Annotated in this window: 19 protein-coding genes; 7 read left to right on the top strand and 12 right to left on the bottom strand. The window is 66.6% G+C overall.

Annotation, left to right across the window (positions count from 1 at the left end):
- Nucleotides 1–29: 29 nt before the first annotated feature.
- Together METFAM1_RS0113730 and queE are read right to left on the bottom strand one after the other, a co-directional pair.
- Nucleotides 30–395 carry a 6-pyruvoyl trahydropterin synthase family protein gene (locus tag METFAM1_RS0113730; protein ID WP_019915906.1) on the bottom strand — a complete coding sequence of 122 codons (366 nt, stop codon included), beginning with the start codon at nt 393–395 and terminating at the stop codon, nt 30–32.
- A gap of 59 nt (nt 396–454) precedes the next feature.
- The gene (queE, locus tag METFAM1_RS0113725; protein WP_019915905.1) at nt 455–1,087 is read right to left on the bottom strand and encodes a 7-carboxy-7-deazaguanine synthase; all 633 of its coding nucleotides are present in this window, start codon (nt 1,085–1,087) and stop codon (nt 455–457) included.
- Nucleotides 1,088–1,150: 63 nt separating this feature from the next.
- On the opposite strand from queE, the gene METFAM1_RS0113720 reads away from it, so the two are divergent.
- A complete protein-coding gene (locus METFAM1_RS0113720) occupies nt 1,151–2,161 on the top strand; it encodes an SrkA family protein kinase (RefSeq protein ID WP_019915904.1) in 1,011 nt (336 codons plus the stop codon).
- Nucleotides 2,162–2,171: 10 nt separating this feature from the next.
- On the opposite strand, the gene mtgA is transcribed toward METFAM1_RS0113720, so the two are convergent.
- The 3 genes from mtgA to METFAM1_RS0113705 are packed head-to-tail and all read right to left on the bottom strand — an operon-like array spanning nt 2,172 to nt 4,594.
- Complete coding sequence (mtgA, locus tag METFAM1_RS0113715) at nt 2,172–2,864, bottom strand: monofunctional biosynthetic peptidoglycan transglycosylase (RefSeq protein ID WP_019915902.1); 693 nt, start codon at nt 2,862–2,864, stop codon at nt 2,172–2,174.
- 13 nt (nt 2,865–2,877) lie between these two features.
- Complete coding sequence (gene aroE / locus METFAM1_RS0113710) at nt 2,878–3,711, bottom strand: shikimate dehydrogenase (RefSeq protein WP_019915901.1); 834 nt, start codon at nt 3,709–3,711, stop codon at nt 2,878–2,880.
- 7 nt (nt 3,712–3,718) lie between these two features.
- Complete coding sequence (locus METFAM1_RS0113705) at nt 3,719–4,594, bottom strand: energy transducer TonB (protein WP_019915900.1); 876 nt, start codon at nt 4,592–4,594, stop codon at nt 3,719–3,721.
- A 206-nt stretch (nt 4,595–4,800) separates the two neighbouring features.
- Here METFAM1_RS0113705 and METFAM1_RS0113700 point away from each other — a divergent pair, with 206 nt between their 5' ends.
- Complete coding sequence (locus METFAM1_RS0113700; RefSeq protein ID WP_019915899.1) at nt 4,801–5,622, top strand: undecaprenyl-diphosphate phosphatase; 822 nt, start codon at nt 4,801–4,803, stop codon at nt 5,620–5,622.
- Nucleotides 5,622–6,233 carry a YqiA/YcfP family alpha/beta fold hydrolase gene (locus METFAM1_RS0113695; RefSeq protein WP_019915898.1) on the top strand — a complete coding sequence of 204 codons (612 nt, stop codon included), beginning with the start codon at nt 5,622–5,624 and terminating at the stop codon, nt 6,231–6,233. The genes METFAM1_RS0113700 and METFAM1_RS0113695 overlap by 1 nt, the downstream gene beginning before the upstream one ends.
- Here the strand turns inward: METFAM1_RS0113695 and METFAM1_RS0113690 are convergent.
- The gene (locus tag METFAM1_RS0113690) at nt 6,217–7,686 is read right to left on the bottom strand and encodes a cyclic-di-GMP receptor FimW-related protein (RefSeq protein WP_029644367.1); all 1,470 of its coding nucleotides are present in this window, start codon (nt 7,684–7,686) and stop codon (nt 6,217–6,219) included. The two genes, METFAM1_RS0113695 and METFAM1_RS0113690, sit on opposite strands and share 17 nt — an antisense overlap.
- 156 nt (nt 7,687–7,842) lie before the next feature.
- On the opposite strand from METFAM1_RS0113690, the gene METFAM1_RS0113685 reads away from it, so the two are divergent.
- Both METFAM1_RS0113685 and METFAM1_RS0113680 read left to right on the top strand, forming a co-directional pair.
- Nucleotides 7,843–8,637: a thymidylate synthase gene (locus METFAM1_RS0113685; RefSeq protein WP_019915896.1), complete on the top strand. Its 795-nt coding sequence runs from the start codon at nt 7,843–7,845 to the stop codon at nt 8,635–8,637.
- Nucleotides 8,634–9,137 (top strand): dihydrofolate reductase, encoded by a 504-nt coding sequence (locus tag METFAM1_RS0113680; RefSeq protein ID WP_019915894.1) that lies wholly within the window; start codon nt 8,634–8,636, stop codon nt 9,135–9,137. Before METFAM1_RS0113685 ends, METFAM1_RS0113680 begins: the two co-directional genes overlap by 4 nt.
- 18 nt (nt 9,138–9,155) lie before the next feature.
- On the opposite strand, the gene METFAM1_RS0113675 is transcribed toward METFAM1_RS0113680, so the two are convergent.
- The 6 genes from METFAM1_RS0113675 to mtoX form a co-directional block, all read right to left on the bottom strand.
- Nucleotides 9,156–11,408, bottom strand: a complete 2,253-nt coding sequence (locus tag METFAM1_RS0113675; protein ID WP_019915893.1) for an arginine/lysine/ornithine decarboxylase — start codon at nt 11,406–11,408, stop codon at nt 9,156–9,158.
- Nucleotides 11,409–11,568: 160 nt separating this feature from the next.
- Complete coding sequence (locus METFAM1_RS0113670) at nt 11,569–12,234, bottom strand: PEP-CTERM sorting domain-containing protein (protein WP_019915892.1); 666 nt, start codon at nt 12,232–12,234, stop codon at nt 11,569–11,571.
- Between the two features lie 194 nt (nt 12,235–12,428).
- A complete protein-coding gene (gene dcd, locus METFAM1_RS0113665) occupies nt 12,429–12,995 on the bottom strand; it encodes a dCTP deaminase (protein WP_019915891.1) in 567 nt (188 codons plus the stop codon).
- 124 nt (nt 12,996–13,119) lie between these two features.
- The gene (locus METFAM1_RS0113660; protein WP_051102763.1) at nt 13,120–14,313 is read right to left on the bottom strand and encodes a cytochrome-c peroxidase; all 1,194 of its coding nucleotides are present in this window, start codon (nt 14,311–14,313) and stop codon (nt 13,120–13,122) included.
- Nucleotides 14,303–15,004: an SCO family protein gene (locus tag METFAM1_RS0113655; protein ID WP_051102761.1), complete on the bottom strand. Its 702-nt coding sequence runs from the start codon at nt 15,002–15,004 to the stop codon at nt 14,303–14,305. Before METFAM1_RS0113655 ends, METFAM1_RS0113660 begins: the two co-directional genes overlap by 11 nt.
- A 14-nt stretch (nt 15,005–15,018) precedes the next feature.
- Nucleotides 15,019–16,350 (bottom strand): methanethiol oxidase, encoded by a 1,332-nt coding sequence (gene mtoX, locus METFAM1_RS0113650; protein ID WP_024300704.1) that lies wholly within the window; start codon nt 16,348–16,350, stop codon nt 15,019–15,021.
- 365 nt (nt 16,351–16,715) lie between these two features.
- Between mtoX and METFAM1_RS0113645 the strand changes: the two genes are divergently transcribed.
- Nucleotides 16,716–18,023: a two-component system sensor histidine kinase NtrB gene (locus METFAM1_RS0113645; protein WP_019915889.1), complete on the top strand. Its 1,308-nt coding sequence runs from the start codon at nt 16,716–16,718 to the stop codon at nt 18,021–18,023.
- Nucleotides 17,989–18,711, top strand: coding sequence for a response regulator transcription factor (locus METFAM1_RS0113640; protein WP_019915888.1), 723 nt, complete (start codon nt 17,989–17,991; stop codon nt 18,709–18,711). The genes METFAM1_RS0113645 and METFAM1_RS0113640 overlap by 35 nt, the downstream gene beginning before the upstream one ends.
- The last annotated feature ends 166 nt before the right edge of the window (nt 18,712–18,877 follow it).

Raw genomic sequence — 18,877 nt, 5'->3', positions numbered from 1 at the left:
ATCGGCCGCCGATGCACGCGCGTGTCAGCTCAACACGCACTCAAGGTGCATTTGTCGCCCGAGGCCTGACGCTCGACCGTCACCCGCGCCAGCTGAGGCAGCTGCGGGGCGAGCTGTCGCCACAGGTAGTGGCAGAGGTTCTCCAGCGTGGCCGGGCCGATGCCCTCGACCTCGTCGAGGAAGCGGTGGTCCAGCTTCTCGCGGACTCCGGCCAGTGCGGCACGGAACACCGCCAGATCCAGCAGCATGCCGCTGGCCGGGTCCGGCTCGCCGCGCAGCGTCACCTCGGCGTGATAGGTGTGCCCGTGGATGCGCAGGCTGGATTCGGTTTCCACCTTGCGGCGCAGGGTGTGGGCAGCTTCGAAGAAGAAGCGCTGGCTCAGTTCAACAACCATCTCGATACGTCCAAAAAGGGCAGCCCGCGGAATGCGACGCTGCCCTGGGTCAGCGACGGTCAGCGTATGCCGACCGCCTTGTGCGTCTGGAAGCTGAGCCGCCAGCGCGGGTGCTGCATGCACCATTCGATCGCCCAGCGGGCGTTGTCGGCCGCAGCCGCATTGTCCATCGGCTGCACCAGGAAGTGCTCGAAATCCCAGTCTTCCATCGCGGCGAGATCGAGGCCGGCCTGCGGCACGACCACTTTCAGTTCCTGACCGCGGCGCTGCACCACCGCGTTGCCGGCTTTCGGGCTGACGCACACCCAGTCCAGCCCGGCCGGCGCTTCCAGCGTGCCATTGGTTTCGACGGCGATTTCGAAGCCGCGTGTATGCAGCGCGTCGATCAGCGCGGCATCGACCTGCAGCAACGGTTCGCCGCCGGTCAGCACGACGAAGCGTGCACCGCCGGCGCCGGTCCAGCTCGCCGCAATGGTGTCGGCCAGCGCGTCGGCGCTGTCGTAGCGGCCGCCCAGCGTGCCGTCGGTGCCGACGAAATCGGTGTCGCAGAAGCGGCACTGCGCGCTGGCGCGATCCTGTTCGCGGCCGCTCCACAGGTTGCAGCCGGCAAAGCGGCAGAACACCGCGGCGCGACCTGCGTTCAGGCCCTCGCCCTGCAGCGTGTAGAAGATTTCCTTGACCTGATAAGCCACGACAGATGCCAGTAACGGCGAAAAACACGCTAGGGTATCGCGTTTGAAGGATTTTTCCACCTGATGAGCGACGCCACCACCCAGCAGCCTTACGCCGATCTGAACCCGGACACCGTGCTCGACGCACTTGAAGCGGCCGGCTTCGTGGTCGATGGTCGTCTGCTGGCGCTGAACAGCTTCGAGAACCGCGTCTATCAGGTCGGTGTGGACGACGGTCCGCCGGTGATCGCCAAGTTCTACCGGCCGGCGCGCTGGAGCGACGACGCGATCGCCGAGGAACACGCCTTCTGCCGCGAACTGGCCGAGCACGAGATTCCAGTCGTTGCGCCGCTGGAGCTGCCCGGCGGCGGCACGCTGGCCCGTCACGCCGGCTACCGTTTCGCGGTGTTCCCGCGCCGCGGCGGCCGTGCGCCGGAGCTGGACCGCAGCGACACGCTGGAATGGATAGGCCGTTTCATGGGCCGCATTCACGCGCTCGGCGCGGTCAGACCGTATGAACACCGGCCAACGCTGGACATTGCCAGTTTCGGCGACGAACCGGCCGCCTATGTGCTCGATGGCGGCTTCGTGCCGCCGGAACTGGAGAAGGTCTATCGCGGCGTGGTCGCGCAGGCGCTCGACGGCGTGCGCGCCGCCTTCGAACGCGCCGGCGAGGTGAAACGCATCCGCACGCACGGCGACTGCCACGTCGGCAACATGCTGTGGGTCGACGGCCAGGGGCCGCACTTCGTCGACTTCGACGACAGCCGGATGGCGCCGGCCATCCAGGATCTGTGGATGCTGCTGTCGGGCGACCGCGCCGACCGCGCGCGCCAGCTGGGCGACGTGCTGGCCGGTTATGAAGAATTCTGCGACTTCGATCTGCGCGAACTGCACCTGATCGAAGCGCTGCGCACGCTGCGGCTGATCCACCACAGCGGCTGGATCGCCCGCCGCTGGCAGGATCCGGCCTTCCCGGTCGCATTCCCGTGGTTCGACACGCCGCGCTACTGGGAGGCGCGCATTCTCGAACTGCGCGAACAGATCGCGGTGATGGACGAAGCGCCGCTGTGGCTGGTGCCGGGCATGCGCTGAGACGCAGGCGCTACGGCACCTGCGAATAGTGCATGCGCCCGGCGATGCGCGCCGCGTGCGCGGCCAGCCGCGGGCCGAAGGTCTTTTCGTACTTGCGCGGGTTGGGCAGCATGACGGCCAGCCGCGCCGCCTGGTCGGGGCCCAGCTTGGCCGCCGGAATGCGGTAGTAGCGCTGCGCCGCCGCCTCGGCGCCGAACACGCCGTCGCCCCACTCGACCACGTTCAGATAGATTTCGAGGATGCGCCGCTTGTCCATCACCGCTTCCATCATGAAGGTGATGGCTGCCTCCTGTGCCTTGCGCACATAGCTGCGGCTGGGGCTGAGGAAGAGGTTCTTCGCCAGCTGCTGGCTGATGGTCGAACCGCCGGCCACCGCGCGGCCCTTCTTGCGGTTCTTTTCCATTGCCTTCTGGATGCCTTCCCAGTCGAAGCCTTCGTGATCGACGAAGCCGTCGTCCTCGGCGGCGATGACGGCGCGCTTCAGGTGTACCGAGATGCGCTCGTACGGCACCCACTGGTGACGCAGCTGCGCATCCGGCTTGCGCTCGCGCATCTCGTCGAGGCGCAGCGACATGAAGCGGGTCTGCGACGGATTGAACTGCGTCCACCACAGCAGGTGGCCGAACACCCACACCTGATAGGCGAGCACCAGCAGCACCGCACCGGCGAGCAGCCACTTCAGCGTGCGCAGCACACGACGCATCGGGCGCTCCGTTTCAGGCCAGCGGCGGCAGCGCGGCGCGCAGCGTCGCGCGCACGGCGGCGGTGTCCGGCCGCACACCGCGCCACAGCGCGAAGGCCTCGGCCGCCTGCTCGACCAGCATGCCCAGGCCGTCGGCCAGTCGCGCCGCGCCCTGCTCGCGCGCCTGCTTCAGATACGCGGTGAGGCCGCGGCCATAGACCATGTCGTAAGCCAGGCTGTCCGGCGCGTACAGGCCGGCCGGCAGCGGCGGCGCCTCGTCGCTGAGGCTGGCGCTGGTGGCGTTGATCACCACGTCGTAGGGTGCGTCGGCCGCGTCCTGCCAGCCGCCGGCGGCGAGGGCGCCGCGCCTGTCATGGCTGGCGAACTGCGTCTGCAGCGCGCGCGCCTTGTCGGCGGTGCGGTTGGCGATGAACAGCCGGGCGACGCCGGCGTCGAGCAGAGGCAGGATGACGCCGCGCGCCGCGCCGCCGGCGCCCAGCAGCAGCACGCGCGTGCCCGTCAGCCGGCAGCCCAGCGTTTCGAGGTCGCCGACCAGCCCGGCGCCGTCGGTGTTGTCGCCCAGCACGTCGTCGCCGAACACGAAGGTGTTCACCGCGCCGGCCAGCCGCGCCCGCTCGGTCAGCCGGTCGGCCAGGCGCCAGGCCTCTTCCTTGAAAGGTACCGTGACGTTCATGCCGCGCCCGCCACCGGCGCGGAATGCGGCAACCGCGTCGGCGAAGCCGTCGAGCGGCGCCAGCAGCGCCTCGTAGCTCAGGTCCTGCGCGGTCTGCGCGGCAAAGGCGGCGTGGATGGCCGGCGACTTGCTGTGTGCGATCGGGTTGCCGATGACGGCGTAGCGGTCGGTCATGGGGGTATCAGCGTGATTCGAGCTGGTCGCCCTGGGTGAAGCTCCAGGTGCGGGTGATGGACAGGATTTCGTATTCGCGCCGGATGTCCGGCGGGAAGGCGGCGTAGGGTGCGGCCATGCGCACGATGCGGATGGCGGCGTCGTCGAGCACCTTCTGGCCGGACGAGCGGTTCAGGTCGATTTTCTCGATCTCGCCGTCGGCGCGGATTTCGACCGTCAGCGTCAGATTGCCGTAGAGCTTGCCGCGCGCCGCCGGCGGGTAGTTCAGGTTGCCGATGCGCTCGACCTTCTGCCGCCAGTCCTCGATGTACTGCGCGAAGCGGTATTCCTGCGTGCGCGCGCCGACGAACTTCTTGCGCGGACGCTTGTTGTAGTCGTCCACGTCGCGCGCGATTTCCGCTTCCATGCGCGCCATCGCCATTGCCCTGGCGGCGAGGTCGGCGCCGCTCAGGGCCTGCAGCGGCTGCGGCGACGGGTCGGGCTGCTCCAGCCGTCGTTCTTCCGGACGCAGTTCGGTCTTCGCCTGCAGTTCGGCCAGCAGTTTCTGCTGCTGCGCCTCCATCTCCTGCACGCGGCGCTGCGTTTCGACCAGCTGGTCGCCGGCCTTGTCGCGCCGGCTGGCCGGCAGCGGCGTCTTCGCACGACGGTCCTGGTCGGTGTTGCCGCCGCCGTCGAGGTTGGCCTGGGCCAGCGCCTGCGGATCGACCGGTTTCTGCTTGCTGCGCGCATTGACCAGCACCACTTCGAGCGGCTGGTCCTTCGCCTTCTGCTTCGGTTTCAGGTCGGGCGCGAAATTGATCGCCAGCACGAAGGCGTGGATCAGGATGGACAGCGCGATACCCAGGGCCAGCGGCGGTACGCCGGCGGGGGCTGCCGACACCATGGCGCCGGCGGCCGATGGTGCGGACGCTGCGGCAGCAGGGGGACGGGCACGGACGGCGGCGCTTTTCTTCGACATGGCGCGGGATTTTACAGGCGGGCGGTGAAATACCGCCGCCCGTGCGCTAATCTGCGCCGAAGGCAGACCGGAGCCGTCATCGACGTCGCCTATACTCGGGCGCCTGACCTGTTTCGCTGCACTGCAACTTCATGGATCTGCTGCTGATCAAGGCCGTCATCCTCGGCATACTCGAAGGGCTCACCGAATTCCTGCCGATCTCGAGCACCGGCCACCTCATCATCGCCGGCAGCCTGCTCGGCTACACCGACGAAACCAGCCGGGTGTTCAAGATCGTCATCCAGCTCGCCGCCATCCTGGCGATCTGCTGGGAATACCGGCGCAAGCTGATCGACGTGACCGCCGGCCTCGGGCGCGAGCCGGCAGCCAACCGCTTTGTGCTGCACGTGCTGGTCGCCTTCATGCCGGCCGCGGTACTGGGCTTCCTGTTCCACGGCATCATCAAGACCTATCTGTTCAACCCGCTCACCGTGGCCGGCGCGCTGATCGTCGGCGGCGTCATCATCCTGGTGATCGAGCGGCGCAATCACACGCCGCGCTACGAAACCACCGACGACCTCGACTGGCGGGCTGCGCTGAAGGTGGGTTTCGCGCAGGCCATCGCGATGTTCCCCGGTGTGTCGCGCTCCGGAGCGACCATCATGGGCGGCCTGGTGTTCGGCCTGTCGCGCCGCGCCGCCACCGAATTCAGCTTCTTTCTCGCCATCCCGACCATGATCGCGGCGACGGCCTACGACGTGTACAAGAACTGGGCGCTGCTGCGCGTCGAGGACCTGCCGGTCTTCGCGGCCGGCTTCGTGTCCTCCTTCCTCGCCGCCTTCTTCAGCGTGCGCTGGCTGCTGCGCTACATTTCCAGCCATACCTTCGAGCTGTTCGCCTGGTACCGCATCGTATTCGGCCTGTTCGTGCTGGCGAGCGCCTGGTTCGGCTGGGTGGACTGGGCCGATCACTGATGCAGAAACTGCTGTACTTCCACGGCTTCCGTTCCGGACCGCAGTCGGTCAAGGCGCAGCAGTTGCGCGCCCACCTGGTCCGACAGGGGCGGGCGGACGATCTGTGGTGTGAACAGCTGCCGCCCGGGCCGCAGGACGCGATCGCGCTGATCGAATCGGTGCTGCGGCCGGCGCTCGACGCCGGCACCGAGGTGGCGTTGGCCGGCTCGTCGCTGGGCGGCTTCTACGCATTGCACCTGGCCGAGAAGTACGGCCTGCGCGCCGCGCTGATCAATCCCGCCGTGGTGGCACCGCTGTCGCTTGGCGATTACGTCGGCGAGCACACGCATATGTATACCGGCGACAGCTTCCTTTTCGAACAGCGCCACGTCGATGAACTGCGCGCGCTCGACGTGGCCGCGGTGACGCGGCCGGAGCGCTATCTGCTGCTGCTGGAAACCGGCGACGAGGTGCTGGACTGGTGGCAGGCGGTGCTCAAACTGCGCGGCGCCAACATGATTGTTCACGCTGGCGGCGATCACAGCCTGCAGAGCTTCGCGACGGAACTGCCGCGCCTCACCGACTTCCTGCTGCCCGAGCCGGGCAGCAGCGGGGTCAGCGGAAGTCGCTGACGCGGAAGCGGGCGAGGTCGAAGTTGGTGCCGCGCTCGATCAGTTCGACCGGGTCGAGCCGCACATGGCGGCCGTTGATCGACGCGTGCAGCGGGTACTCGGCCGAATAACCGGTGCCATTGATGGCCAGGCGCACCACCGCGCCGCTGACCGGATCGTCGAGCGCCACCGCTTCTCCGCTCTGTCTTTCGGAAAAGACTTCGAGCGGGCGGGCGGTCGTCGACAGCGTTTCGATGCCTACCGTGCCGCGCGCATCGCGCCCGCGCAGATAGCGGCGCACGACACCGACCAGCCAGTTGTCGCCGCCCGAGGGCTGCATGCCGACCAGCGAACCGACGCGCACCCATTCCGCACTGGCGGTCGGCGCGGTGGCCCCGATGCCGCCGAGGCTGGCGTCCGACATTTCCCAGCGGTAGATCACCGCCTCGTCGCGCGCGCCACGCAGCACGTGGTGCAGGTGCTTGATGCCATTGGCCACCGCCAGCGCGCCGCCGAGCGAGTGGCGACGGTACTGGCGGGTCGGCGGGTCGAGCGCCCAGTTCATCGCCAGATGGCGCAGCAGCTTCGCCAGCTGGTCGCGCTCCGGCATGTCGTCGAGACTGAGCGCGTCCGGCAGGTCGCCGCCCTCGACGCGACGGGCCAGCGCCAGCGCCGCGTCGGCCGCGGCGATGCCGGAGAAGAAGCGGATGCCATCGACCTGCTGTGGCGCGCGCACCAGACGCAGCGGCGGTGCCGGTTGGTTGGCGTCGAGCCAGTGCGTGCTGCCCCGTTCGATGGTCGGCGACATCGAGTAGCGCGCGGCGAAATAGCCGGTCAGCTGTTCGGCCAGACGGACGCTGTCCGGTACCAGACCTTCCGGCGCTGCCACGTGCAGTGCGATGAGTCGCAGGTATTCGCGTTCGACCGAGGTCGGCACTTCGTCGGCCGCATTGACCACCTCGCGCGCCTCGGCACCGGAGGCCTGCGCCAGCAGATAGGCCTGGCCGGCCACCTGCCACAGTCCGGCGTCGACCGGACCGTTGTGATAGACGTCCCACTTGAAGCGCTGGCGGCAGGCGCGCACCGTGCGCGAAGCGAGACGCGACAGGCCGCTCAGCACCGACGCATGCGTCGGGTCGGAAATGTAGCGATCGAGCGCCACCTCGTAGGCGGACGACAGGATGGACCAGAAGTCGCGGCCGGTGCGCCACACCACGTCCTTGCCTTCAGGGTCGTCGGCGTAGATCTGGTCGAGTTTGCGCAGATGAGGCTGGGCGCTGGAATCAAACTGGTAAAGCAGATTGACGTGGTGCGCCAGATCGATATTGGTGGCGTCGCCGACCGATTCGACCCAGCCGGTCAGTTCGTTGATGGCCAGATCCGGCTGGGCGGCGGCGATTTCGGCCAGCACGCGACGAAGCTCGGCCGGATTGCCGAGCACGCTTGCCGGGGATGAAGAGAACACGCCGAACATACCTGCCACCTCCGCCACTCAGGGCTGTACCTGACTGACACCTGTATGAATGTTTTGTGCCGCGCGGCGATCCGCTGCCGCCGCGTCACGGGATGGCCGACCGGAGTGGTCTAGAATCCCGACCCTGTAGCGTAACGCGACTGCGCAAACTTTGCCATGCAGCAATATCTCGATCTCATGCGACACGTGCTGGAACACGGCACGGTCAAGACCGACCGCACCGGCACCGGCACCCGTTCGGTGTTCGGCTGGCAGATGCGCTTCGACCTCGCGCAGGGCTTTCCGGTGCTGACCACCAAGAAACTGCACCTGCGTTCCATCATTGTCGAACTGCTGTGGTTCCTGCGCGGCGACACCAATATCGCCTGGCTGAAGGAACACGGCGTCAGCATCTGGGACGAATGGGCCGACGAAAACGGCGACCTCGGTCCGGTCTACGGCGCCCAGTGGCGCAGCTGGCCGACGCCGGACGGCCGCCACATCGACCAGATCAGCGAACTGCTGGCCGGCCTGCGCAACAACCCGGATTCGCGCCGGCACATCGTCAGTGCATGGAACCCGGCGGAAATACCGTCGATGAAGCTGCCGCCCTGCCACGCACTGTTCCAGTTCTACGTTGCAGACGGTCGATTGTCCTGCCAGCTGTACCAGCGCAGCGCTGACATATTTCTCGGTGTGCCTTTCAATATAGCGAGTTACGCGCTGCTGACGATGATGGTGGCGCAGGTGTGCGGCCTGCAGCCGGGCGAATTCGTCCATACGCTGGGCGATGCCCACCTCTATTCGAACCACCTGGAACAGGCCCAGTTGCAGCTCACGCGCACGCCGCGGCCGCTGCCCACCATGTGGATCAACCCTGAAGTAAGCGATCTGTTCGCCTTCCGCCCGGAAGATTTCCGGCTCGACGGCTACGACCCGTGGCCGCACATCCCGGCGCCGGTGGCCGTATGAAGCTGTCGCTGATCGCCGCACTGGCCGCCAACGGCATGATAGGTCGCGACAACGGCATGCCGTGGCACCTGCCGGAGGACCTGAGGCGCTTCCGCGCACTGACCATGGGCCACCCCATCATCATGGGGCGCAAGACCTGGGACTCGCTGGGCCGGCCGCTGCCCGGGCGCACCAGCATCGTGGTGAGCCGGCAGGACGGGCTGGACATCGCCGGCGCGCGGGTGGTGCCGTCGCTCGACGCGGCGGTCGAGCTGGCGGCGACGGTGGAGGGCGGCGACGAAGCGTTCGTGATCGGCGGCGCGCAGCTTTACGCGCTGGCGCTGCCGCGGGTCGATCGTCTGCTGCTGACCGAAATCGCCGACGCCTTCGACGGCGACACGCGCTTCCCCGACTACGACCACAGCGCCTGGCAGGAAACGGCGCGCGAAGAAGCGGTCAGCGCCGCCGGCCTGCGCTACGCCTTCGTTGATTACGCGCGGCGCACGGCGCAGCCGCGCTAGGCGCGTCGCCGATCGCCTTCAGTCGCGCACGCAGTCGACCGCGTAATCCAGCGCGTCGCCTTCGCCGGTCCCGACCAGACCGTGGATGTCGGTTTCGAAGCCGGGGAAGGCGCGGTTGAACTCACGCGCGAAGCGCAGGTAATTGACGATGGTGCGGTTGAAGCGCTCGCCCGGAATCAGCAGCGGGATGCCCGGCGGATAGGGCGTCAGCAGCACGCTGGTGATGCGGCCTTCCAGTTCGTCGATGGCCACGCGGTCGATCTCGCGGTGGGCCATGCGTGCCCAGGCGTCGGCCGGCTTCATCGCCGGCTCCATCGGCGACAGGTACATTTCCGTGGTCAGGCGCGCGATGTCGTGCTTCTTGTACATCTCGTGGATGCGCACGCACAGGTCGCGCAAGCCGACCCGCTCGTAGCGCGGGTGGGCGGCGACGAATTCGGGCATCACGCGCCACAGCGGCTGGTTGTTGTCGTAGTCGTCCTTGAACTGCTGCAGCTCGGTCACCATGGTGTTCCAGCGGCCCTTGGTGATGCCGATGGTGAACATGATGAAGAAGCTGTACAGGCCGGTCTTCTCGACGATGATGCCGTGCTCTGACAGGTAGCGCGTCAGGATGCCGGCCGGGATGCCCCAGTCGGCGAAGTCTCCATCGACGTCCAGGCCCGGGGTGATCACCGTTGCCTTGATCGGGTCCAGCATGTTGAAGCCGTCGGCCAGGTCGCCGAAGCCGTGCCAGCGTTCGCCGGCGCGCAGCGTCCAGTCCTCGCGCGTGCCCAGACCCTCGTCGGCGAGGTGGTCAGGGCCCCACACCTTGAACCACCAGTCGGCACCGAATTCGGCGTCGACCTTGCGCATCGCGCGACGGAACTCGACCGCCTCGGCCAGTGACTCCTCGACCAGCGCGGTGCCGCCCGGCGGCTCCATCATCGCTGCCGCCACGTCGCACGAGGCGATGATGGCGTACTGCGGGCTGGTCGAGGTGTGCATCAGGTAGGCCTCGTTGAACACGTCGCGGTCGAGCGAGCGCGTCTGCGAGTCCTGTACCAGGATCTGCGAAGCCTGCGACAGGCCGGCCAGCAGTTTGTGCGTCGACTGGGTCGAGAAAATCATCGACTCCTTGCAGCGCGGACGGCCTTCGCCGATCGCGTGGTAGTCGCCGTAGAAGTCGTGGAAAGCGGCGTGCGGCAGCCAGGCTTCGTCGAAGTGCAGCGTGTCGATCTCGCCATCCAGCACATCCTTGATCGCCTCGACGTTGTACAGCACGCCGTCGTAGGTCGATTGCGTGATGGTGAGGATGCGCGGCTTCTTGTTCACCGCCTCGCGCGCGAACGGGTTGGCTTCGATCTTCGCGCGGATCACGTCCGGGCTGAACTCGGACTGCGGGATCGGGCCGATGATGCCGTAGTGGTTGCGGGTCGGCGTCAGGAAGACCGGAATCGCGCCGGTCATGATGATGGAGTGCAGGATGGACTTGTGACAGTTGCGGTCCACCACGACGATGTCGCCCGGCGCCACGGTTGAGTGCCACACCATCTTGTTCGACGTGGACGTGCCGTTGGTGACGAAGTACAGATGGTCGGAATGGAAGATGCGCGCCGCGTTGCGTTCCGATGCCGCCACCGGGCCGGTGTGGTCGAGCAGCTGGCCCAGTTCCTCGACCGCGTTGCAGACGTCGGCGCGCAGCATGTTCTCGCCGAAGAACTGGTGGAACATGCGACCGACCGGGCTCTTCAGGAAGGCCACGCCGCCGGAGTGGCCGGGGCAGTGCCACGAATAGGAACCGTCCTGCGCGTAGTGGGTGAGTGCGCGGAAGAAGGGCGGCGGCAGCGAATCGAGGTAGGCACGCGCCTCGCGCACGATGTAGCGGGCGACGAACTCCGGCGTGTCCTCGAACATGTGGATGAAGCCGTGCAGCTCGCGCAGGATGTCGTTCGGAATGTGGCGCGTGGTGCGCGTCTCGCCGTACAGGAAGATGGGGATGTCGGCGTTGCGGCGGCGGATCTCGGCGACGAAATCGCGCAGATTGGTCAGCACCGCCTCGATCTCGGCTTCGCTGCCGCTGCCGAATTCCTCATCGTCGATCGACAGGATGAAGGTCGAGGCCCGGCTCTGCTGCTGCGCGAACGAGGTCAGGTCACCGTAGCTGGTGACGCCCAGCACGCCCGGACCTTCCTTCTCGATCGCTTCGGCCAGCGCGCGTATGCCGAGGCCGGAGGCGTTTTCCGAGCGGAAGTCCTCGTCGATGATGATGATCGGAAACTCGAAGCGCATGGCACCCAACCTTCAAAGTAAAAGAGGGCACCCGACTCGGCGCCCCCGGACTGCAGCAGGACTGCAGGCTTGAAGCGCGCGATGGTATCAGTTCGAGATTGCAAAACAATCGGGGCCGCACAAGGCGGCCCCGCAGGGTGAAACAAGGTGTAAGGCGTGCTCAGCCGATGCGGCGGCGTGCAATCGCGCCGACCACCGCCAGACCGGCGACGATGAGCGCCCACGACTCGGGTTCCGGCACTGCCGCGACCGCGTAGCTGTCGAGGAATTCGACGCGCACGCCGGTGGCGTTGCCGACCTTCTGCGCGATATTGCTGACGAAGAAGTCCAGCGTGTTCACACCGTTCAGGAAGCCGGCGGTGGCCGAGAAAGAGGTCCAGGAATCCAGCGCCGATCCGCTCGAAATCGTCGTGCCGTTCAACTGGATGTAGCCATTGTTGTCGGCGGCCCAGCGGCCGGTGATCCAGGCGGAGGTGATGTCCAGACCCGTCAGGTCGAAGGAGATGGACCACTTGTACAGGCCCGGCTCGGTCGGGTCGTAGCTCTGACGTGCATTGGCGGTCGGCGTCAGCCACTTCGAGTCGGCGGTGTTGTCCAGCCAGGCGTAGAACATCGAGTTCAGGCCGGTCTGGCGGGTGGTGACGCCGTGGCCGTCGGTACCGACGGCGGTGCCGCTGATCGCTTCGAAGCTGTAATGCGTGTCGATCTTGCCGGAGGCCAGGCCGGCGCCGGTGTTGTAGAGGCCGTCGATCTGGTTCGACTCGACCGCGGCTGCGCCGAAGGACGCCAGCGCGATGCCCGACGCCACGAGAATGCTCTTGAACATGTGAATCTCCGCCTGAAATCTGAAAGTGAGGCGGAGTGTAGGCAGGGGCGCGGTGCACGACCGTTCATAAAGTCACGCTTTCGCCGGCCCCCGGCGGACGCTCTTTGCTGCTATGCACACAAGTCCTTGAAAGCGCGGGACTTGACCGATTTTTGCAGACCGCTCGCGCGGTCGATCGAGACAATCCTTAACAGTCAGATCTTGGGCAGCGTCACACCGGTCTGGCCCTGATACTTGCCGCCGCGATCCTTGTACGAGGTTTCGCACGGCTCGTCCGACTCGAAGAACAGCATCTGCGCGACGCCTTCGTTGGCGTAGATGCGCGCCGGCAGCGGCGTCGTGTTCGAGAACTCCAGCGTCACGTGGCCTTCCCATTCCGGCTCCAGCGGCGTCACGTTCACGATGATGCCGCAGCGCGCATAGGTGCTCTTGCCCAGGCAGACCACCAGCACGTTGCGCGGAATGCGGAAGTACTCGACCGTGCGCGCCAGCGCGAACGAGTTCGGCGGGATGATGCAGGACTCGGCGTCCATCTCGACGAAGGAGTTCGGGTCGAAGGTCTTCGGGTCGACGATGGTCGAGTTGATGTTGGTGAACACCTTGAATTCGGACGCGCAGCGCACGTCGTAGCCATAGCTGGAGGTGCCGTAGGACACGATGCGCCGGCCGTCGATGTGGCGCACCTGACCCGGCTCGAACGGGTCGATCATGTGGTGCTCCTGCGCCATGCGGCGTATCCAGCGGTCGGACTTGATGCTCATCTGCGTGCCCTCGATTGCGTGCGCGGCCCCGGCAAGGGCCGCAAAAGGACGCAATTGTTGCAAGTTCGGCGCTGAAAAGCACGCGCTGCCTCGCCCCGTCGGCCAGCACAGGGCGGGCTGCCGCTCAACGCCCGTGTGCGGCGGTTGGCGTAGGACCGGACTCGGTGATCGGGTTCAGCGTGGTCATGAAGGTCGATTGGCGCAGACCTTCGTCGACCCAGCGCTGGTGTTCGCCGGTCAGCGTCTTCAGGAAGGCGACCAGTGCCGCCTTCTCGTCGTCGCCCAGATGCAGCGGCGCGATCAGCGGACTCTGGTCCGGCGCGCCGCCGCCGCCGCGGTCGTAGAAGTCCACCACCGCTTCGAGCGTCGATAGCGAGCCGTCGTGCATATAGGGTGCGGTCAGCGCCACGTTCCGCAGCATCGGTGTCTTGTAGGCCCAGCGGTCGTCCGGGTCGAGCGTGATTTCGAAGCGACCGACGTCGTTCGGTACCTTTTCGCCGATCGAATCGATGCGCTCGGCACTCATCGTCGTGCGCAGGCCGGGAATCAGCTGGACCTCGACCAGCGGCTGCGGCAGTCCGCGCAACCAGCCGATGCCGGTGTTGTGGTAGCGGAAATCGGAGAACAGCGCAGATTGCTCGCCCATCGTGTGACAGGTGGTACAGCGTCCCTTGCCGGCGAACACCGCCAGCCCCTGTTGCTCCTGCGCGGTCAGCGCCGTTGTGTCGCCGCCGTAGCGATAGCGGTCGAAGCGGGAATTGGCCGACACCAGCGATCGCTGGTAGCTCGCCAGCGCCTGGCCCACGGTCTCGACCGTCGGTCCGCGGCCGTCGAAGGCGCGTTCGAACGCGCCGCGGTAGTCGGGCAGCGCGCGCAGCTTGTCGAGCACGTGGCCGATCGACGGGTTGGCCATTTCGTTGTGCGCGAGGAAAGGCCCCCACACCTGGGCTTCCAGTTCGCCCTCGCGGCCGTCGTGGAACAGGCGCGGGTGATAGCCCACGTTGAGCACGGTCGGCGCATTGCGCCTGACCGTGGCGCCCTCGTTACCGATCGCCATGCGCAGCTCGTTGGCGGTGAAGCCGTGGTCAGGCACGTGGCACATGCCGCAGGACATGGTGCCGTTGAAGGACAGCCGGCGGTCGAAGAAGAGCTTGCGCCCCAGTTCGATGCGCGCCGCGGTGGGCGGGTTGTCCGGCGGATGCGGCATCACGGGAAGGCCCAGCGGCACACTGACGGCCGCCGTGACCGCATCATGCGCCACCTCGCCGGCGCAACCGCTCAGCGCGAGCGCTAGCGCAAGCGCGTGTTCAGGGCGCACGCGGCGTTTCGAGGAGGAGTGTTTCGATGTCATTGAACATGACCTCAGGCATCAGGAAGGCGGTGGTGTAGATCTCGCGGACACGGCCGTCGCGATCGATCAGGAAGAGCTTGAGCATGTGGTTGAGTACCCGCGTCGGCCGCCCTCGCGCGTCCAGTTCGACCGACACGTCCTGGCCGAGGTCGTCGAGCATCGGCTTCAGATCGGCGACCGAGCGCGTGGTGAGGAAATGCCAGCGCACCGGGCTCTTCGGATCGGCCAGTGCGCCGGCATACATGCGCATCGATGCCGCATCGTCGTGCGACGGATCGAAGGACAGGCTGACCAGCCGGACCTGGCGCGCCAGATCGGGCCGGCGCAGCAGGCGCTCGCGCAGCTGCGTCAGCGTCGCGTAGGCAAGCGGGCAACCCACCGGATCCACGCAATAGGTGTACATGAAGGACAGCAGCGTGACGCGATCCCGCGTGTAGCGGGCGAGCGCGTAGGTACGGCCGTCGATGTCCACCACCCGCCCGTTCGGCGCGTGCTGGATCGGCGGCAGCCGGTAGCTGCCCGGGGCGGGGGCGACGAAATCCTGATGCGGCGTGCTCGGCGCGAGTTCGGCATTGGATGCGCCCTGCGAGCCATCGGCCAGCAGGGCGCCCAGCACCAGCGCGGTCGCCGCCGCACGGACGCGGCGGAGGATCGGCATGTGCCTGTCTCGTCTCAGCGGTTCGAGGCGAGTTCGGCGAAGCGCTCCTTCAGCCCGGCGGTGTTCGCCGGCTTGGCCGAGAACTTCATGTGGTGCGCACGACCGAGCTTGAGCGCGTAGAAGTCGATCGAGAACTTCTCGCTGAGCGCCTTGCCGTCCCAGTGGAACAGCTTCAGGAACTGCTGGTCGTCGCCGCCCTTCTTGTCCCAGTTGCCGAGCAGACTGGTGGTGAAGTAGACCCGCTTGCCGTCCCAGCTCTGGCTCACCATATTGACCTGCGAACCGATCACCTTCTGGTACACCTCCTTCGGCGCCTCCGGATTGGAAATGTCGAAGTAGCGCGCGGTGCCGTCGAGGAAGGTGTTTACCCACAGCCCCTTCGCATCGGCGGTGATCGAAATGTCGACCGGCAGCGGCACCTTGGACGGGTCACCGACCGTACCGACCTCCTTCGCCTGCCACTCGCCCTTCGCGTCCTGCTTGATCAGCACGAGTTTCGAGGTGAGCGCGGTGGCCGTGTAGGCCCAGTTGTCGCCGTTCTTCAGCGACCAGCGGATCTCCAGCGGTGCGCCGGGCACGTTCATCACCTTCTGCGGCTTCATCGACTTCAGGTCCCACATGACCATGGTGTTGCCGAAGTGCTTCATCGCATCGGCATCCTTCACCATCTTGCCGAAATCCATCATGTAGTTGTTCCAGCCGGTGAAGCTGGAGGTGAGCAGTGCGTTCTTCTGCGGATTGATGCCGATGTCGTAGCCGTAGCCGTCGGCCATCACGTCGCCGTGCTTGCCGGTCGGCATGTCGTACTTTTCGACGAACTCGCCCTTGTTGTTGTAGATGACCAGCCCGGTACGGCCGCCGTGGTCCTTGTCGTTGGACAGGGCCTGCACCATCATCCGGCCGGGCAGTGCGTAGAAGGTGTGCGGGCCGACGTAGCCGGTCTTCTGCGTGAAGTCGGTAATCGTGTGCACCAGCTTCGGCTTCGCCGGATCGCTGGCGATGTCGAACACGAAGATGCGGTTGTCGTCGAGACGGCCTGCCCACAGGAAGCGGCGATCATCGGTGAAGCCGGTGTGATGCGCCTCGCCGCGGCCACCGACCGTCACGGAGTGGACCACCTTGCCGTAGTCCTTCGACTTCGGATTCACGTCCACCGTAACCAGCTTGTCGGATTCGTCACCCATCCCCTTCACGCCCAGCGTCCACACATGGACGAAATCCTCCTGCCCCTTGATCAGATTCGTCGTGTAGGGCGAATTGCAGGTTTCGTCGGCCCGCGCTGGCAGTGCGCCGCCGAACGCGGCGGCAAGGGTGAGTGCAAGTACGGCGGCTTTCATCGTTTTCATCGGTTTCTCCATCCTCTGGCTATCGGTGCGCACCGCTCCGCAGCATGGCGTCGCGCATTTTTTTTGCGCCCGACATGCGGCATTTTGACGCACCATTTGGTATGTTTGCATTCGCGACAAAGGCGAACGCGCATTCCTGCGACAACGTCATCGTTCCGCTGCAACGCAGCAGCCCGGAGCACTGGATCAGCCACCATGAAGATTGCCGATCACCGTTCCACCCCGGCCACCCGACAGTCCGATGCGGCCTTTGCTCCGGAGCGGACTCAACGCTACCGGCGGTACGGCGGCGCGACCATCCGGACGAACTCCGGCGCAAGCGAGGGATTTCCCTTAGCTGACGGTGAAAGCGGGGTTGCCCGGACATGAACGCGCTGAGCGGCATCGCCCTGCTCGCCCTGCTGGCGACGGCAAGCTCATCGATCTGGGCCTTGCGTACGCACAGGCAGCAACTGGCAGAGGCGACGCGGACGATACGTACGCTGCAATCGGAGCGCGATGCGCTGGTGACGGCGCACGGCGAGGCCGAGGCGCGCCTGACCTCGAGCGAGCAACGGCTGCGTCTGCTGCTCGAATCCGAGCCGGAATGCGTGAAGCTGCACACCTGTGACGGCAGCGTGCTGGAAATGAATCCGGCGGGTCTCGCCATGATGGACGCGCGCTCCGCCGATCAGGTGATCGGTCGCTCCATCTTCTCCTTCATCGCCGAAGAGCATCGTCAGCCCTACATCGAACTGACCGAGCGGGTTTTCCGCGGCGAAAGCGGTCGACTGGAATTCCGGCTCAACAGCCTGCAGGGGCGTGCGCGCTGGATGGAAACGAGTGCGGCACCGCTGCGCGACGAGAATGGCGACATCATCGCGTTGCTCGGCGTGACCCGCGACATGACCGAGCGGCGCGCCGCCGAGGAGCAGGATCGGCAACACCTTTCTGCGCTCGCCCATGTCGTGCGTACCTGCACCATGGGCGAGATGGCCACCAATCTCGCACACGAGCTGAACCAGCCGCTGGCGGCCATCGTGAACTACACGCGCGGATCACTGCGTCGCCTGCGCACTCAGGCCGCCGCCGCACCCGAGGTGCTCGAATCGCTCGAACATGTGTGCACGCAGGCGGAGCGGGCCGCCGGCATCATCCGCAATCTGCGCACCTTCCTCGGCAAGCGTGAACCGGCGCTGACCGCGCTCGATCTGAACGACATCGTACAGACCACCAGTGCGCTGATCGGCTCGGAAGCGCGCGCGCACGGCGTCAGCATCCTGTTCTCGCCGGCCGCCGATCTGCCGGCTGCGCGCGGGTCGCGCATCGAAGTCGAGCAGGTGCTGCTGAACCTGATGCGCAACGCGATCGAGGCGATGACGACCGCCGCATCGCCGTGCCGCGAAATCCGCGTGTCCACGGGTCACGGAGACGATGGTTTCGCCTTCGTGGACATCGCCGACTCGGGGCCCGGCATAGACGGCGCCGACCCCGCACGCATCTTCCAGCCCTTCTTCACCAGCAAGGACGAAGGCATGGGCATGGGTCTGCCGATCAGCCGCTCCATCATCGAAGCGCACGGCGGACAGCTCTGGCTCGCACGAAACAACAACGACGGCGCGACCTTCCGGTTCACGCTGCAAACGGGGGAGACACTGCATGGACGGAAGCGGACCGACGGTCTACGTGGTTGACGACGACGACGCGGTGTCGTCGTCGCTGTCCTGGTTGCTGGAGTCCATCGGGCTTCGCGTCCGGACCTATCGCAACGCGCTCGACTTCATCGCCGCGATGGACCCCGATCCATGGGGCTGTCTGGTGCTCGATGTGCGCATGCCGGGCATGAGCGGCCTGGAACTGCAGCAGCGCTTGCGTGATCGCGATGTCGGGCTGCCGGTCATCTTCATCACCGGTCACGGTGGCGTGGCCAACGCGGTGAAGGCGATCAAGGCCGGCGCCTTCGACTTCCTGGAAAAGCCTTTCGACGACCAGACCCTGCTCGACCGCGTGCAGCAGGCCATCGGGGTCAACAGCGAAACGCGCCGCTGCCGCAGCGCCCGCGCAGCGCTGCTCGACCGCTACGCCAGCCTGACGCCGCGCGAGCGCGAGGTGATGGAACTCGTGGTCGAGGGCCGGCCGAACAAGGTGATCGCACAGGTGCTCGGGCTGTCGAGCAAGACGGTGGAGGCGCACCGCGCGCACGTGATGGACAAGATGGCGGCGCGCTCGCTGACCGAACTGGTGAAACAGTCGCTGTGCATCCAGTCGCCTGATTCCGGTTGGATCAGCACCGGCCCTGGCGCGCCGCACGGCCGTGCGGGAAACCCCTTGCCGGAGCGGGGGATCGACCGGATTTCCGCCTCCCGTGCCGCTCGGCCATAGTGGCGACATCCCGCGACCGAGCGCCCGGCCCTCCGCGCCGGTCGCGGGCACAAGAGTCGCGGCTCCGGTGCGTGCGTGCCCGCACCTGCCGGCCGACCGCACCGTATCGCGCGCCGCGCCGCCCCCGCGTGGCGTCGCATCTCGACCGGGAAGAAGGGGAAACTTC

This window comes from Methyloversatilis discipulorum (assembly GCF_000527135.1).
Taxonomy (GTDB): Bacteria; Pseudomonadota; Gammaproteobacteria; order Burkholderiales; family Rhodocyclaceae; genus Methyloversatilis; species Methyloversatilis discipulorum.
Note: the sequence above shows the minus strand (reverse complement) of the source record. Positions and strands in the feature narration are given on the sequence as shown.

Excerpts from the sequence above, each read along its gene's own strand:
- METFAM1_RS0113730 (WP_019915906.1), bottom strand. The coding sequence starts at position 395 with ATGGTTGTTGAACTGAGCCAGCGCTTCTTCTTCGAAGCTGCCCACACC.
- METFAM1_RS0113720 (WP_019915904.1), top strand. The coding sequence starts at position 1,151 with ATGAGCGACGCCACCACCCAGCAGCCTTACGCCGATCTGAACCCGGAC.
- mtgA (WP_019915902.1), bottom strand. The coding sequence starts at position 2,864 with ATGCGTCGTGTGCTGCGCACGCTGAAGTGGCTGCTCGCCGGTGCGGTG.
- aroE (WP_019915901.1), bottom strand. The coding sequence starts at position 3,711 with ATGACCGACCGCTACGCCGTCATCGGCAACCCGATCGCACACAGCAAG.
- METFAM1_RS0113705 (WP_019915900.1), bottom strand. The coding sequence starts at position 4,594 with ATGGTGTCGGCAGCCCCCGCCGGCGTACCGCCGCTGGCCCTGGGTATC.
- METFAM1_RS0113700 (WP_019915899.1), top strand. The coding sequence starts at position 4,801 with ATGGATCTGCTGCTGATCAAGGCCGTCATCCTCGGCATACTCGAAGGG.
- METFAM1_RS0113695 (WP_019915898.1), top strand. The coding sequence starts at position 5,622 with ATGCAGAAACTGCTGTACTTCCACGGCTTCCGTTCCGGACCGCAGTCG.
- METFAM1_RS0113690 (WP_029644367.1), bottom strand. The coding sequence starts at position 7,686 with ATGTTCGGCGTGTTCTCTTCATCCCCGGCAAGCGTGCTCGGCAATCCG.
- METFAM1_RS0113685 (WP_019915896.1), top strand. The coding sequence starts at position 7,843 with ATGCAGCAATATCTCGATCTCATGCGACACGTGCTGGAACACGGCACG.
- METFAM1_RS0113680 (WP_019915894.1), top strand. The coding sequence starts at position 8,634 with ATGAAGCTGTCGCTGATCGCCGCACTGGCCGCCAACGGCATGATAGGT.
- METFAM1_RS0113675 (WP_019915893.1), bottom strand. The coding sequence starts at position 11,408 with ATGCGCTTCGAGTTTCCGATCATCATCATCGACGAGGACTTCCGCTCG.
- METFAM1_RS0113670 (WP_019915892.1), bottom strand. The coding sequence starts at position 12,234 with ATGTTCAAGAGCATTCTCGTGGCGTCGGGCATCGCGCTGGCGTCCTTC.
- dcd (WP_019915891.1), bottom strand. The coding sequence starts at position 12,995 with ATGAGCATCAAGTCCGACCGCTGGATACGCCGCATGGCGCAGGAGCAC.
- METFAM1_RS0113655 (WP_051102761.1), bottom strand. The coding sequence starts at position 15,004 with ATGCCGATCCTCCGCCGCGTCCGTGCGGCGGCGACCGCGCTGGTGCTG.
- mtoX (WP_024300704.1), bottom strand. The coding sequence starts at position 16,350 with ATGAAAACGATGAAAGCCGCCGTACTTGCACTCACCCTTGCCGCCGCG.
- METFAM1_RS0113645 (WP_019915889.1), top strand. The coding sequence starts at position 16,716 with ATGAACGCGCTGAGCGGCATCGCCCTGCTCGCCCTGCTGGCGACGGCA.
- METFAM1_RS0113640 (WP_019915888.1), top strand. The coding sequence starts at position 17,989 with ATGGACGGAAGCGGACCGACGGTCTACGTGGTTGACGACGACGACGCG.